Origin of the sequence: Pseudomonas sp. KBS0710 (assembly GCF_005938045.2) — a bacterium.
Taxonomy (GTDB): domain Bacteria; phylum Pseudomonadota; class Gammaproteobacteria; order Pseudomonadales; family Pseudomonadaceae; genus Aquipseudomonas.
The window spans coordinates 5,953,321-5,969,069 of the sequence record NZ_VCCF02000001.1; the positions used below are offsets into that span (position 1 = coordinate 5,953,321).

General features: G+C 59.1%; 7 protein-coding genes. All 7 read right to left on the minus strand.

Going from position 1 to position 15,749, the window contains the following annotated elements; all coding sequences use genetic code 11:
* Window positions 1-3: 3 nt before the first annotated feature.
* The gene (locus FFI16_RS27120; RefSeq protein ID WP_138813252.1) at window positions 4-4,629 is read right to left on the minus strand and encodes a dermonecrotic toxin domain-containing protein; all 4,626 of its coding nucleotides are present in this window, start codon (window positions 4,627-4,629) and stop codon (window positions 4-6) included.
* A 179-nt stretch (window positions 4,630-4,808) separates the two neighbouring features.
* On the minus strand, window positions 4,809-9,416 hold the full coding sequence (locus tag FFI16_RS27125; protein ID WP_138813253.1) for a dermonecrotic toxin domain-containing protein: 4,608 nt from the start codon (window positions 9,414-9,416) through the stop codon (window positions 4,809-4,811).
* A 154-nt stretch (window positions 9,417-9,570) separates the two neighbouring features.
* Window positions 9,571-10,662, minus strand: a complete 1,092-nt coding sequence (locus FFI16_RS27130; protein ID WP_138813254.1) for a polyamine ABC transporter substrate-binding protein — start codon at window positions 10,660-10,662, stop codon at window positions 9,571-9,573.
* Window positions 10,659-11,693 carry a histone deacetylase family protein gene (locus FFI16_RS27135; protein WP_138813255.1) on the minus strand — a complete coding sequence of 345 codons (1,035 nt, stop codon included), beginning with the start codon at window positions 11,691-11,693 and terminating at the stop codon, window positions 10,659-10,661. The genes FFI16_RS27130 and FFI16_RS27135 overlap by 4 nt, the downstream gene beginning before the upstream one ends.
* A 132-nt stretch (window positions 11,694-11,825) precedes the next feature.
* Window positions 11,826-12,812, minus strand: coding sequence for an AraC family transcriptional regulator (locus FFI16_RS27140; RefSeq protein WP_138813256.1), 987 nt, complete (start codon window positions 12,810-12,812; stop codon window positions 11,826-11,828).
* Window positions 12,813-12,862: 50 nt separating this feature from the next.
* Complete coding sequence (locus FFI16_RS27145) at window positions 12,863-13,840, minus strand: asparaginase (RefSeq protein ID WP_138813257.1); 978 nt, start codon at window positions 13,838-13,840, stop codon at window positions 12,863-12,865.
* Window positions 13,841-13,916: 76 nt separating this feature from the next.
* Window positions 13,917-15,362, minus strand: coding sequence for a sodium:alanine symporter family protein (locus FFI16_RS27150; protein WP_138813258.1), 1,446 nt, complete (start codon window positions 15,360-15,362; stop codon window positions 13,917-13,919).
* Window positions 15,363-15,749 lie beyond the last annotated feature (387 nt).

Sequence of the window (15,749 nt, forward strand, 5' to 3'; positions counted from 1 at the left end):
CGATTAATGGCTAAAAAACAGCGACTTGGCCAGTTGATCGCTAATCGAGCTGCGATGAATTTCGATCTCCTCCCAGTCGTTACGCCCCGTGCGCTGGCGGGAACCACCGAGCCGTCGTTGTTCGCGGGTTTTGAGATGAGCCTTATCGAATACCTCCAGGGCGGCGTTTTTCTTTGAGTAGTGAAAGTGCGCGTACCACAGCACGGCATTGGTCTCTTTATCGCGTACTTCGTACTCGTCCAGATAGCCCTTTGGCGGCCCTTTGACGACGCTGCGAGTTAAGGTTTTGTGGATACTTATCAGCCCTTGGCTATGCAACCACTCCACCCGCGCCGCAGTGGGCGGTTGCTGTTTGATCATGTCGATGTAGGTTTTTCTACCCAGGCGATAAAGCCGCTGTGCTTCGTCGTTGAGGTTGCGTTTGGTCGATGCGGCTGAGACATGATCACTTTCGGTGAGATTGCGCCGGGTCAGCGCTTGCTCGATATCGTTTGACGCATCCTCCAGTTTTTTCGCATAGGCCTCGAACATATCTTGGATATCCTGGGGCGTGTGCCAGGGTTTACTCGAGAAGCCCTGATACTTGCGGGTTTCAGCTGGCGCGCTATCCAACAGCGTTTGCCCGGTGTTAATGCTGGTATCCAGGTCCACCGTGGCAGGCACTGGCGGTGGAGGGGTGACCTTTTGCCGCTTGACCCAGACGCCTGGGGTTTTTTCATGAAACGTAGCGAGCACTTTGCCCGTCACCGACGCTTTGACATCGAACAGCGTACTGTCGGACTCACGGGGTTGAGCTATTAAAACGCCGTCGTAGCGTGTCTTGATGACTTTGCGTTGTGGCGCGCGCGGCGCCTTTGAGCTGCCGGGTTTGGGTTCCAGGGCTTTTTTCTCGCGTAGCAGTTGCGCCAGGTCGTGAATGGCGCGCTGGCTGAATTCGCCAATCTGCTGGCGAAAAGTCTGAAGGCGGGTTTTCAGCAGAAACTGCGGGTGTTCGGCGTGCAGGTCCAGCAGACGTTCATCTGCACTGGAAAATTGCTCAACCAGGCTGTTGAGCACGTCAATGCGCTCATCCAGCGACGTGTCGTTACCCCTTTCGATGATTTCAGTGAAACTCTCGACGTTAAGTTCGGCTGTCTCGACGCACTGGTCCATCTGCTCTCGCAGCGTAGCGGGGATCTGGCTTTGCTCTTCATCGATACACAAGTAGCGAGCCAAGCCGATCTCCAGAGATTTGAGCTCAGTGAGGGTGAGCGTTGGCAACTCGCTCATGGTTTTGAGAATGACCGCCGCGCCTTCCTTTCCCAGCGCTTTGAGGTCGCTGAAGCGGTTATTGATGAACTCCATGCGTTTGATGATTGCCAGGTTCAAGGTGGACAGGTTTTGCGCGCTTTGCGCCTGGTTTTTATAGTCTATGTCTACCTCGGCATCGAGGATTTTGGACGACGATTTCAAGGCCTGCTTATAGCCCACCAATTGTTGTTCCATGGCTACTTGAGTCAGTTGTATTTGCTGCTTCAGGTATTCACTCATGTCGCTTTCATAGGAGGGCACGGCCTCGATGACGCTCAAGGACTTCAACTGCCTGATCGCCTCGTCGTACGCCTTCAACCGGTTTTCGACTTTATCTATGAACGCTGTACGCCGCAGGTCAGTGGAAGGGCCAGGGGCGGCGTCCAGTGCAGGCTCCGATTCAAGCACTTCCAGCTGTTGTCTGGCGGCGACCGCATCAAAGGCGTTGAGCTGGCTCGTGAGTGCCGCAATGCGCTCAGGCTGATTGACCTTGACCGCACGCTGACGGTTTCGAAGGCCGCCGCCGCGCAGTCGCAAACGGATGTCAACGAACCACTGGCCCGCCAGATTGCCGATCAGCGGCGGGCCCGTACGCAACGGTGACTTCGGGTCAATGATGATGACACTGTCGTTGTCATCCACCCTCACCTCGAACCAACGCTCGCCAACCGGTGCATACCACTTGTCTGCAAGGGCGTACAGATTCAGGTGGCGCCCGGGCGTTTTGTTTTGCTCGCCAAGCTTATCGGGTTTGGCGATTTTGAAACTGTCGAGAGTCTTGGCCAGGCTCAAGCGGCTATGGCTCAGGGCCCCCAGGATGTGTACGGCGCCTTGATGCTCGGCGGGCACTTGGCCGTCGGGAATATTTGCTTGTTGAATAGAGTTGTATTTTTTCTCGATAACGGGTGGTTTCCCGGCGGTTTCGAGCGTTGTTGATTCGGATTCAGTTTTGATCTTCGGTGTATCGTACTGTTCCAGCAGGCGAGGGTGGCGTAGGGCAATGTGCAGGGTCAGCGCCATGCCCAGGTTGAGGAATACATCCACTAACGCTGTCCACGAGGCTTGTTGATCCCCCTTGTTCACAGCTTCCTCGGTGGCTTGCAGGTCGTCCATGATTTGCCAGATCCAGGCGGCAATGCCGACGGTGCGGCCCATGAACGGCAGGGCCGCGTTGAATATTTGCCAGCCGGTGTGTCGAAACGTCGCCCAGCGTTTCTGTACATTGGACACCGACTGACGGTCCGCCAATTCGACCATGGCGCCGGCATTGGCCTTGAACAGCGTTGCCAGGGCGTCATTGCCCACTTCTTCATCAGCCAGGATCACGGGGCCGCTCATGTAAAGCAAAGTGAGGGGCTCGACCAGGGCCCGCACCACCGTCCACGGCGAGGGCAAGGTGTCGGGAAACACGTATTGGGCATAATTGAAGCTCTGCGCTTGCGGCAGCCAGGCCAGCACCGATTCGCGCAAGGGGCGCTCATGTTTGATGGCGTACAGCAGGTTTTGCCGTGACGGGTATTGCATCAGTACCGGTTCCAGCAATGGGCGATAAAGCAGGGACGGACCGGCGTCGGCGTCCCTTGGACCGATCACGAACATATTGGCAACCACGTCGCGCTCATTGCCGGGCCGCAAGGTGGGTACGAAGGCCAGGGCGCGGATAACAATGAGCTGCCCGTCTACATGACGGTCGTGCTCATCGGCGCGCATCACGGCGGCAACGTAGCGGTAGCCGCGCTCATCAATTGCGCCTTGTTTGCGGATTTTCATTTGCAGGGCCAGCAACGGCAGTTGCAGGCGTAGATGGCTGATGTAGAGCTGTTGCCGGTGACTGGATTGCGCAGTGTCATCAAGCAGTTTCTGTTTTATCAGCGCGGGGTAGTGTTCGCCGATATCAATGTCTTCGATCAGGTCTTTTAAATAACTGAAGGTCAGCCAGCTGGGGACACCATTGTCATTGCCGTTGTAGCGCACCGTGGTGTTGCCGGTGGGCAGGCCGGTGAGGTTGTCCAGCGCCAGATCGATCAGGCCGCGACGGGTGATGTCCACGCTGCCCGGCACGATGAACGTGCCCCATACCACCGGGCTTTCGATCACCACCTCAATTTTGTCCAGATTCAGGCGTGCACCGTCTTTATGCGACTGGATGCGGCTTTTCAGCTGTGCGCGGGCATAGTCCCGAATGGGCGCAATGCCGTCCTGGAATGTTTCGCCGTGGTAATGGGCATGCAGTTGGGCCAGGTCGATCATGTAGCGGCTATAGGCGGCGGTGTCCGAGTCCGACGCCGAAGCCAGCCAGTCGGGCAGTTGCTGATGAACCTCTCGGATACTCGAGAGTTGGTGATCGCTCAACTCTTCGATGCTGGGCACAATGCGGGCGATGGTGGTGGGGCTTGGCTGGACCTCTGCCGGCTCATCGACAACCTCTTGGCTGTAACAGCCGATGGCGCGGATTTGCAGCTCTATCAGGGTGCAGGCCAGGGTATCGAAAAAATTGCCAGCGGGCTCATACAGGCGCCATTGCAACGTGGTATCGCGCTGTGGCGCACTGAGCCGGTCCGGCAGTGAGGCGCCGAATGCTTCAAGTGACTCAAAGGTTTCGTAACCGCTTACCAGCGAGTGCGTCAGGATCAATGGGTGCTTGTCTTGCTCACCAACCAGCACGGCGATGTCCATGAAACTGACGTGGGTGGACGCGCCGTCTCGGAGTAGATCGACATCAACCAGGTAGGCGTGACACTTGTAGCGATCATTCAGCGAGCGACTGTCCCGATCGGGTTCCTGGAACACTCCACGGGCCATGGCCGCTTGGTGTTCATCCAGGCCTTGCTCTTCGGTGACATTCCACACTTTCCTCAACGAATTGGAAAACGCCTGCCAGCGTGGTCCGCTGCTACCGTTGGAGGCGTTCCAGAAGTTAAGTTGCTGTTCCTGAAAAGCGGTGAACAGCAAGTCGGATAACTCGTTGATCAAGCGTGCGATGGCATCGATCTTCACCGCAAGGTGTACTGGCGCCGTGGCGTTCGGCTGCAGCGTGAGGAAATGCTCGCCATCGATGTAAGTGACCCGCTCGCTGGACAGCGCTTGATGAGCCAGCACTGAGGTCAGGGGTTGGATAACGGCTGGCGCCGGTTCGACGGCGTTCCCCACGATATGCCAGCGAGGGCTGACCACCATCGCCAGGTCGGGGTCGATATTGAGGGTGGGGTAGAGCTCTCTGAGTGCCGAGCGCAACGTGGTGGCGGCGACCTCATGGAGGGTAGGCCCGGTGGTTAACTGGGTGAGCAGTTCATAGGTGCTGGGGGGGCGATGATTGTTGTTAAGTAGATCATTGGGCATGGGTTGATCCTCTGCAATGGCTAGCCTGGACGGGCGTTGAGGATGTGCAAGGTAGCGATGGCCGTTGCCGGGAGGACGGTAGTTAAATAGCGGCGGCGCCGCTGAATCAGATCAGAGAAGCTTGCCCGCAAAGACCTCATGGACAAGGTGTGAACATGAGTCCTTCACGGGCACTGAGGTTACTTCACCTTGAAAAACAACCGTCGGGCCTGGTCCCGGTTGATTTCGCTGAGGTAGAACGCGGTTTTTTGCTGTTCGTTGAGGCCATCAAGACTGTCGGCATCTACTCCTCGGGCGTGCTCTTGCGGGGTTTTCAAGCGGCCCCGGAGGAAAGTCCTGGCGGGCACCCATTCGGTCGAATAATGGAAGTGTGCATACCACAGCACCGTTTTATCACTGCGGTTACTCAGGGTGTACTCATCCAGGTAGACCTTGGCAGGCCCTTTGAGTCGGCGGCGTTTGACGGTTTTCTTGATCACGATCTCGTTGTTTTGCGTAAGCCATTCCACGCTACTGATTGTGGGTGGGCGTTGTTTGATCATTTGCAGTTTTTGGCGCGCAGCCTCTTGATAGAGTGCCTGTGCCGCGTCGCTCAGCTGTTTGCCGAGCAGAACCGCCGAGCCCTGGTTGCTATCGGTGGCGTTGCTTTGGGTGAGGGCCTGCTCAATGTTTGCAGAGGCCTGTTCCAGTTTCAACGCGTGCTGGTGGTACAGCCATTCGATGCCAGTGGCGCTGCGCTCAGGTTTGATGGCCTGTTGGCCAGTGCGTTGCTTGAAGGCTCCCAGCCCGTCCAGCAGTTCCTTTGCCTGGCTGATACTGGTGGCGACGTCCAGCGTAGTGGTGGTAGTGGTGGTCTCGATGGGATTGACGTGCTGCACCCACACACCTGGAGTTTTTTCATGGAAGGTCGCCATGATCTGCTGGTTGAGAGGAGAGATGACATCCACCATGCCGGTTTCATCGCCGGTCTCTGTCAGTCGTGGTACCCCCACCAATACACCGTTGTAGCGGGTGTGAATGGTTTTTTTCTTTGCTCTTGGCGGTGTTGACGGCGGTGTCGGCCGGCTTCTGAGCGTGTCCCGATCCGCGTGCAGCAGTTCCAGGTTACCCAGGGTTTCGCGGTAGAAATCGCGGATTTTTTCGCGCAGGGTCGTGATACGTGCAGGCAGTGCTGCGTCAGGAAACTCGTCTGGAAAATCCTGCAGGCGTTCGTCGATGATCTTGAGCTGTTCGACCAGGCTGCCGAGGGTTTCGATGCGTTCATCCAAGCGCGCCTGGCTACGCTCCACCGAGGTTTCATGCAAGGCCTGAATCGACAGGTTGGCGTTGTCGACGATGGTGTCAATGGCACTCCAGGCTGAGGAGTCTGTGGCGATGCTGTTGTCGTCCAGGCATAAATTGCGCGCCATCGACACTTGCAAGGCCCTGAGGTCGCGGGCGGTGTAGCCCGGCAATTTTGTTCTGAATTTGCGAATTTGCTCGAATCCCAACTCACCCAGCGCTTTGAGTTGAGTGAGCCGCGTTTGGGTGTAATTCAGGCGCTGGATCATGTCCTGGCTCAATTCGGTCATGATGCGGGCATCGTCGATATGACGTTCCTCGGGATGGTTGATTTGGTGCTCGATCTGATCCAGCACGGTTTTGAGTTGAGGTGTGAAGGCCACTTGCGCTTCGGTGATACCGGTTCGGGTCAGCTCCAATTGGGCGTTCACGTAACGGATCGCGTGTTGCTGATAGTCAGCGCTCGGGGAGAACACGTTCAATATCTTGAGCTGTTGCAGTGCCTCTTCGTAGTCGCCGCTCTGGCTCTCGAGTTTTTGCAGGTAGGTTTGGCGGCTGACCTCGGGGGAGGTGGGGGAGGCGCTGTCCGACATCGCCAGCCGGGCCTGTTGCAACTCAAATTGCGCAGTGGGTTTGTTTAGTTCAAATAGCCTCAAGCGTCTTTTGGCTTCTAGCGCGTTGATCTCAGCCTTGGATTTTGACTGCTCCTGCAGGTGCTTGGAGCCGGCACCGCGCAGACGCAGTCGAGTGTCGATAAACCATTGGCCCTGAGCGTTATGAATCAACGCCGGCCCTGTTCGTCCGGGTTGCTTCGGGTCGATGATGACCACTGCTTCATCTTCACCGGCACTCACCTCAAACCAGCGTTCCCCTACGGGAGCGTAGTATTTTTGTGCCTGATGAAAGAGGTGCTGGTACTGGTTTTCTGAAGTTTCAGCCTTGCCGAGGCCTTGCGGTTTGCTGACCTTGAAGCTGTCGAGCACGGTGGCGAGTTCGCCGGGCATGCGCTTGATTGCGCCGCTGGTGTGCAAATGCGGTAAATGTGTGGCCGGCAACTCTTTGGTCAGGGTCGCCTCTTGTTTGATCGTGACCTGTTTGGCGCGGATTGCCTCGGCCAGTTTTGGCGCGGTCTTGCGTGGGTAGCCGGTACGGTGGCTGCGGCTGGCGGCGTGCAACGTGATCGCCATGCCCAGGTTCAACAGGACATCGGTGAATGCCGACCACTCGGCTTGTTTATCACCGTGTTCATGCGCTTGCACAAAGGTTTGCAGTTGATCGACCACCTGCCAGATCCAGGCCCCTGTGCCGATGGTGCGTCCGAGAAACGGCAGTACACCATTGAAGATCACCCAGCCGGCGTGTTTGAAAGTTGCCCAACGGCTTTCGGCATTGGACACCGATTGGCGGTCGGCCAGCTCTACCAGCGCCTGGGCATTAGCCTTGTACAGTGTGGTGAGTCGATCACCGTTGATTTCCTGGGGGGCCAGGCTCATTGGCCCGCTCATGGTCCATAGCTTGTCAGGCTCCACCAGGTAATCGGCGACCGCCCAAGGCGAAGGCAGCGAGCCTGGAAATACATAGTTGCTGTAGTCGCTGCGGACCGCGTCCGGCAGCCAGGCCAGGACCGACTCGCACAAGCTGCTCGATTGCGCGATCGTATAGATGAGGTTGGCCGGCGATGGGAACTGCATCAGGGCCGGTGTGAACAGCGGCCGGTACAACAGGCATGGGCCGGCCACCGGGTCTTCGGGGCCGATCACGTACATGTTGGCGACCGTGTCCGTAGAGGCGTCTGTGCGTCTTAGGGGTACAAAGGCCAGGGGCCTGAGCACAATGGTCTGCCCGTCGACTTTGCGGTCAGTGGCCTCCTCTTGCATCACCGCGGTCACATAACGGTAGCCACGCTCGTCAATGTTGTCTTCCTGGCGAATCTTGGCCTGCAGGGCCTGCATTGGTAGTTGGATACGCAGGTGTTGGCTGTATAGCGTATTACGGCGTGCCGATTCCTGAGTGTCGTCCAGCAGCTTTTCCTTGATCAGCGCGGGGTAGGTGCGGCCTATATCAACAGCGGTGACCAGCGATTCAAAATAAGTTGTGGTCATCCACTCAGGCAGGTTGAAACCATTGGTGGTCTTGACGATTTTGGTGCCGACCGGCACCGCAATCAGGTTTTGCAGGGCCAGTTCAACCAGGCTGAAGGTAGTGGTCTCAACCTGGCCCGGAACTACGAAAGTACCCCAGACGACCGGGTTCTTTACTTGTAGGAAAATCTTTTCCAAGGGCAGGTGGGTGCTATCTGGATGGTCCTTGATCACCTTTGCCTTGATGACCTTCAACGCGTAGGCCTCGATAGTCGGAATGTCGTCCAGGAAAGAGCGACCGGCATTCTGGTTATGCAGCGCGGCAAGGTCTTTGAGGTGCCGAGCATAAAAATTCGAGTCGCTGGGTGAGGCGTTTGTCAGCCAATCGGGCATCTGGTTGCGGTACCACGCCAGGTCAGGGCTGCTTTGCACAGGCGGCGGGGCAGCAGCAGGTGGCGTGCCCAGGGCGACATCGACGTTGTTGGCTTTGCGCAGGTCGGAGAAGTCGATTTCAGCGATGCTATCGACTTGCATTGACACCAATGCACAGGCCTGGTGATCAAAGAAATCGCCGTCCGGCTCAAACAGGCGCCATTGGATTTGTTGGTCCGTGGCAGCGTCCAACAGGTGTGCGGGCAAGGAATTGCCCAGGTGCTCCAGCGAGGGAAACTTTTCATAACCATTGAGCAGCGAATGGGTGAGGACCGTGGTTTTCCCTTCATGTTCGCCGATCAATACCGCGATGATCACATCATTGAGGTGCTTGACCTGCCCATCATCATCGACTCGGTCGATATCGACCAGGCAGGCCCTGAGCTTATAGAGGTCGTTGTCCTTTCTATCGGCTTTGTCGGGGTGAGTGAACAGAGCGCGGGCCATGGCGCACTCAGTCGCACTCCAGTCATCGGCGGTCTCGACATTCCACACCGCACGCAACAGGTGCGATAACTCATGCCAATGCGGACCGCTGCCGTTAGTTTGGTTCCAGTGGGTGATCATTTGTTGCTGGTAGGCCCGCAGCATCGAGGGCGCCAGCAAGTTAATGGTCTTGGCGATTTCAGTGACGCGCACGGGCAGGTGTACCGCGGGCTCCACGATCGGTTGACGGGTGAGAAAGTGCTCGCCTTCGATGCACAAGAGTGGCACCGCCAGCACCGCTTGTTTGGCGAGGACGTCACTGAGGGCCTGGTACTCAGTGGGGCCGGCTCTGACCTGGTCGTCCTCGAGTTGCCAAGTCGACGTCGCGAGCATGACGGTGTCCGGGTCGATATCCAGTGTCGGGTAATGTTCCTGCAACGCCTCACGCAACAGGAGGGTCGCTGTCTCTCTGAATGAAGGGACGATATAGAGTTGGGTGAGCAGCGCTATCCGTTTATCCGGGCGATGGGTGTTCAAGGGCGTGGCATTTGAAGCGGGGGAGTTCATGGTGAGGCATCCCTGTCTGGCCGTTAGATGGAACTAGCCCGAGGTAAAGGCTAGGGATTTCCATGCTAGGGCGCGGCCAGGCAGAGAGGCGGTGCTTAATTAGGCACACCTTCAAATCTGCATTCGGCGAAGGTGGCCGTCTTATCAAGGCACTTCAGGTGCCGGATTTGATCTTGGTCCAGGCCCTGGTCCTGGCCCGTTCGGCTTTGCTGTCCAGGGGTTTGAGGGTGTAGAGCGTGGCCATCGCCGCCTCGGTCGGGTACAGGTTGGGGTTGTGGCGAATGGCCGGGTCGACCAGTTCGGTGGCGTCTTTGTTGGGGTTGGGGTAGCCGACAAAGTCGCTGACCGGCGCAATCACATTGGGTTGCAACAGGTAGTTGATGAAGGTGTAGGCGTCATCCGGGTTTTTGGCGCCTTTGGGAATGGCGAGCATGTCGAACCAGATCGGCGCGCCTTCCTTGGGCAGGCGCATGTCCACGGTCACGCCGTTCTTGGCCTCTTTGGCGCGGTTGGCGGCCTGGGAGAAACTGCCCGAATAGCCCACGGCCACGCAGATATCACCGTTGGCGATGTCGGCCATGTATTTGGACGAGTGAAAGTAGGTGATGTACGGGCGGATCTTCATCAGCAGCGCTTCGGCCTTGTCGTAGTCCTTGGGGTTGCTGCTGTTGGGGTCCAGGCCCAGATGCTGCAAGGCCAGTGGCAGGATTTCTGATGGCGAATCCAGCAACGCCACGCCGCACTGCTTGAGCTTGCTGATGTTCTCTTCCTTGAAGATCAAATCCCAACTGTCGACCGGCGCCTTGTCGCCCAGGGCGGCCTTGACCTTGGCCGGGTTGAAGCCAATGAGGATGGTGCCGTACATGTAAGGCACGGCGAATTTATTGCCGGGGTCGTTGGCTTCGATCAGCTTCATCAGCTTGGGATCGAGGTGGTTCCAGTTCGGCAGCTTGCTGCGGTCCAGCGGCTGGAACACGCCGGCCTCGATCTGCTTGGCCAGGAACACGTTGGACGGCACCACCACGTCATAGCCGGAATTGCCGGTGAGCAGCTTGGCTTCCAGCGCTTCGTTGGTGTCGAAGATGTCGTAGACCAATTTGATAGTAGGGTTCTGCGCCTTGAAGTCTTCCAGCGCCTTGGGCGTGATGTAGTCGAACCAGTTGTAGACCTTGAGGGTTTTCTCTTCGGCGTGGGCCGCGCCACCGATGACGGCGGCGCAGAGGACGAGCGACTTGAGCCTGTTCATTGGGCAGCTCCTTCAAAACCTTCGAGGACGTTGACGGCGTTGATGCCGATTTCTTCCACCGCGTAGCCGCCTTCCATCACAAACAGCGTGGGCTTGTCCAACCGGGCAATGCGCGCGCCCATGGCCAGGTAGTCCGGGCTGTCGAGTTTGAACTGTGAGATAGGGTCGTCCTTGAACGTGTCCACGCCCAGGGACACGACGATGATGTCGGCGCCATAGCGTTCGATCTCGGTGCAGGCTTCTTCCAGTGCGGCACTCCAGGCTGCCCAACCGGAACCGGCCGGCAGTGGGTAGTTGAAGTTGAAGCCTTCGCCGTCACCTTCGCCCAGCTCGTCGGCATAGCCGAGGAAAAACGGAAACTCCGCCTCCGGGTGGCCATGAATCGAGGTGAACAACACGTCGTTGCGGGCGTAAAAAATCGACTGGGTGCCGTTGCCGTGGTGGTAATCCACATCCAGGATCGCGACGCGCTTGTGGCCCTGGTCGAGGAACGCTTGAGCCGCGATCGCCGCGTTGTTGAGGTAGCAATAACCGCCCATCAAGTCGCCAGCGGCGTGGTGCCCAGGTGGGCGGCACAGGGCGAAGGCACTGTGGGCGCCGTTCTGGACGGCCTGCTGCGCCGTGAGAGCAACTTGCGCCGCGCTGTAAGCCGCTTGCCAGGTGCCGGCGGTAATCGGCGCGCCGCCGTCGAAACTGTAATAGCCCAGCTGGCCATGCAGGCTTGTGGGGATCACCCGGCGCAGTGTGCGCGCGGGCCAGGTGTAGGGCAGCAAGTCGCCCTCCTGGCCGTACTCGGTCCAGCGCTGCCAGGCGCCTTGGAAGAAGTCGAGGTAGTCGGGGCTGTGGATACGCTGCAGCGGTGCCAGGCCGAAATCCTGCGGCGCGTGTACCGGGCCCAGTTCGCGGTCTTTGACCCGTTGCAACACATGGTCGGCGCGCGAGGGCATTTCAAAGCAGGGCATCAGTTGCCCGTCCATCAATTCACAGCGGCCATGGTGCAGGTGGTGATCGTCCGAGTAGATCGTCAGCATTTGTTGTTCTCCGCAGGCTGTATCGGTGGGTCCAGTCTTGCGGCGGGCACGGTTTAAGAGAACGGCAGGAGCGGCCAAAAGGGGATGGATATGGCCAAAGTGCCTGTCCGAAATTCGCCCCCTGATGGAGCCTTACGCTCGAAATTGGCTCGGCGCCACGCCGCTCCAACGCACAAAGGCATGCCTGAAACTTGCGGTTTCGCTAAAACCCAGTGCCTCGGCAATCCGGTAGATCGGCCACTGGTCCTCGGCCAGCAGTTGCTTGGCGCGCTCGAAACGCAGCTCGTCCAGCAGCTCCTGGTAGCTGCAACCCAGGTCATGCAGATGCCGGCGCAGGGTGCGCGCTGAACAGTTCATCTGTTCGGCCAAACCCTCCAGGCCGGGCGCGGCGTTGAGCTGTGCGGTGAGCAGTTGGCGAATCCTGCCGAGCCAGGCCTGGCGCCCGGTGAACTCCAGGTTTTGTTTACGGCAACGCTCGGCCATGGCCTGGTGGGTGATGGCGTCGGCCAGGGGCAGAGGCTGGTCCAGCCAGTGTTTATCGAAGGCAAAGGCATTGGCGGTGGCCTGAAATTGCAACGTGCAGGGGAAGCGTTCGGCGTAGCGCGCGCGGTAGTCGGGGGCGTCATGTTCAAAACGTGCAGCCAGTAAGGGCAGAGGCTGGCCGAGCAGGTCGTCGCAGATCACTTTCAATGACGCCAGGCACAGCTCGACGTTGAACATTTCCAGGCTGGGGTTTTCCCGGTAGTCGCCAGCGGTGAACCAGATGCGCTCGCCGTCCTCTTCAAGGCTCAGCTCGAACAGTGTTCCCAACAACGCCGGATACCGCAGCGCCAAACGTAACGCGTCACCAAAGGTGGCACTGGTGAGCAGGGCGTAACCGAGCATGCCGTAAGCCGACACATGCATTTGTGCGCCCAGCTCCAAGCCGACATCGCGACGCAGGGCCACGGCATTGGCGCACACGCGCATTTCCTGATTGGTGGTGATGCGCGTGTCGGCCCGGCTCAAGTCCGCCGCACAGATGCCGCTGCCGGCCAGCAGTGCTTCGTGGGGCAAGCCTTTGAAGGTGCTGAGCACCAGCGAAACAGCATTGAGGGTGGTGAGGTGGGAATGCAGCATGGGAACTTCCAGCCAGGGGATGGCTGGAAGGGCAGCAAGTTATATGCCGGTCAGCTCAGTTCGCCGCACAGGTCCAGTTCCACCAGACGGCGCACTTCGCTGGCCTCAAGCCCGGCGCCGAGCAAGGCATTGAGCTTGCCGAACGCCGCTTCGCGGGTCATGCCGCCACCGGACAGCACGCCCACGCCACGCAAGCGGCTGCCAGCTTCGTACACGTCCAGCTCCACGCCGCCTTCATGGCATTGGGTGATTGCGACTACGACCACACCCAGATCCTGCGCACGCTTGAGGCTGGCGAGGAACTCAGGATTATCGCTCGGCCCGGTGCCGCTGCCGAAGCATTCCAGCACCAGCGCCTGGATGCCGCTGTCGATCAACGCGTTCAGTTGCGCGGCAGCGATGCCCGGAACCAGCGGCAACACGCCGACATTGGCCAAGGCTTTGGGCTGGCGGTAATGCAGTGCGGCCGGGATCATGTCGGCCTGGGCGACGCCGCCATTGCGCTGCAGGGCTGCAAACGGGTGGCGACCGAAGCTGCGGATCTTCGCGCAACGGGTCGGGGCCATCAGCGCGCCGTGAAAGTACAGCTGCACGCCCGGCGCCAAGCCTTCGCCCAGCGCGGTCAACGCGCCGCTGACGTTTTCCCAGGCATCGCTGTCGGGCACGCCGGCCGGCAGCATGGAGCCGGTGAAGACTACCGGCGCCGGCAGGCCCAGCAGTTGAAAACTCATGGCTGCCGCGCTGTAGGCCAGGGTGTCGGTGCCGTGCAGGATCAGCACCGCATCGCAGCCTGCGTCCACGGCTTCAACCACGGCGCTGCGCAGATGCTGCCAATAGGTGGGCGTCATGTTGGCGCTGTCGATCAGCGGCGACATCTCTTGAAAGCGCCAGATGGGCACTGCTGCATCGGCGAGCTGTTCGCGCATGCGTGCCTCAAAACCCGACGCCGGCGCCAGGCCGTTGGCGCTGGCCTGCATGCCAATGGTGCCGCCGGTGTAGAGCACCATCACGTTGTTAGCTGGTTGCATGAAAAATCTCCTGAACGAAAAACGCCGCCGGGCCCAGAGCATGCCCAAGGCCGGGCGGCGTGTCATCTAACGGTGATTAACGTTGCGCCTGAGCGCTCAGTTCAGCCGAGGCGGCTGCTTCCGGCTTTGCCGGGTTGGCCGGCCAGGCCTTGCGGTCCAGGTCCAGGTCGGGGAACTGGCTGGAGTCGAACACTGGCGTCTTGATGCCCGCCGCGCGCTGGTTGTCGTAGTCATTGAGGATGCGCATGGCAATCTTGAACAGGAACGCCAGGGCGAACAGGTTCACGAACGCCAGCAGGGTCATGGTGATGTCGGCGAAGGCGAACACGGTGCTCAGGTTCTCGATCGAACCCCAGAAAATCAGCACCAGCACCAGCGCACGGTAACCCATCAGCACCTTGCGGTTGTTGCCCACCAGGAAGCGCAGGTTGCTCTCGCCCAGGTAGTAGTTGTACATGATCGAGGTGAACACAAACAACGCCAGGGCCACCGAGATGAACATGCGGCCCCAGTCCCCGACCACCGCCGCCAGGGAGTTCTGGGTCAGGGCAATGCCGTCGCCTTCAAAGCCTGGGGTGTAGAAGCCGGAGAGCAGGATCAGCAACGCGGTGCAGGTGCAGATCACGAACGTGTCGAGGAACACGCTGAACGCTTGCACCACGCCTTGGGCGATCGGGTGCTCTACCGAGGCCACTGCTGCCACGTTAGGCGCACTGCCTAAACCTGCTTCGTTGGCGAACACGCCGCGCTTCACACCCATGATGATCGCGCTGCCCACCAAGCCACCGAAGGCTTGGTCGAGGCCGAAAGCGCTCTTGACGATGGTCGCGAGCATGGCCGGCACGTGGTCGAATTGCAGCACGATCACGTACAGGGTCACAGCGATGTAGACCAGGGTCTTGACCGGCACCAGCAGGTCGGCGATCGAAGCGATGCGCTTGATCCCGCCGATAAACACCAGGCCCAGCAATACCGCCAGCGCCAGGCCGGTGTAGGTGGTGTCCAGGCCAAAGGCGTTGTTCAGCGAGTGAGTCACGGCGTGGGCTTGCAGGCCGTTGAAGGCAAAACCGAAAGTCACCAGCAACAGGAACGCCATGACCATACCCAGCCAGCGCTTCTGCAAACCGTGCTGGATGTAATACGCCGGGCCGCCACGGTAGGTGCCTTCGGCATCGGTGCGCTTGTACAACTGGCCGAGGGAGCACTCGATAAAGCTCGAAGACATGCCCACCAGCGCGGTGACCCACATCCAGAACACGGCACCCGGGCCACCCAGGGTCACGGCAATGCCGACACCGGCGATGTTACCGGCACCCACGCGGCCGGCCAGGCTGAGCATCAGCGCCTGGAAGGAACTGAGCTGGCCGGAGCTGCTCTTCAGGCTGTCTTTAAACACCGAGAACATGTGGAAAAAGTGACGCAACTGTACGAAACGCGAGCGGATCGTGAAATAACCGCCGAGCCCGACAATGAGCACGATCAGTACTTTCCCTGAGAGGAAGTCGTTGATGACTTCGAGCATGGAGTGTTCCTCGCTGATTTTTCTAATGGCAAACGCAGGACGGTCCGATCCCTCACATAGCACCAGGCAGTGCGCGACGGTTCGACCCCAATCCTTTTGCGGGTGTTGTTATTCATGCGCTTTCGCGTTGTATCCGGGCCTCGTTACCGACGGCCGCAGACGCGAAGAGGGGCGGCACTATACCTAGGCGAGCGTGATCCGTCTGCACGGGGCGATTAAAGGTTTCAGCCAGGCGGTTGCAGGCAAGGAGGGTTTGCAGGGCGATATTGGATTTTTTATGGGCTTCATTTCACAACCTTGGGGCAAAAAAAAGGGCCTGAAGAACGAGCCTTCAGGCCCTCAAAAGGTGAGAGGTGTCTAGTCCCTCAACCTGGTGAGCGGTGCATC

Coding starts and splice junctions, on each gene's coding strand:
- FFI16_RS27145 (WP_138813257.1), bottom strand. CDS start 13,840: ATGCAACCAGCTAACAACGTGATGGTGCTCTACACCGGCGGCACCATT.
- FFI16_RS27120 (WP_138813252.1), bottom strand. CDS start 4,629: ATGCCCAATGATCTACTTAACAACAATCATCGCCCCCCCAGCACCTAT.
- FFI16_RS27150 (WP_138813258.1), bottom strand. CDS start 15,362: ATGCTCGAAGTCATCAACGACTTCCTCTCAGGGAAAGTACTGATCGTG.
- FFI16_RS27130 (WP_138813254.1), bottom strand. CDS start 10,662: ATGAACAGGCTCAAGTCGCTCGTCCTCTGCGCCGCCGTCATCGGTGGC.
- FFI16_RS27125 (WP_138813253.1), bottom strand. CDS start 9,416: ATGAACTCCCCCGCTTCAAATGCCACGCCCTTGAACACCCATCGCCCG.
- FFI16_RS27135 (WP_138813255.1), bottom strand. CDS start 11,693: ATGCTGACGATCTACTCGGACGATCACCACCTGCACCATGGCCGCTGT.
- FFI16_RS27140 (WP_138813256.1), bottom strand. CDS start 12,812: ATGCTGCATTCCCACCTCACCACCCTCAATGCTGTTTCGCTGGTGCTC.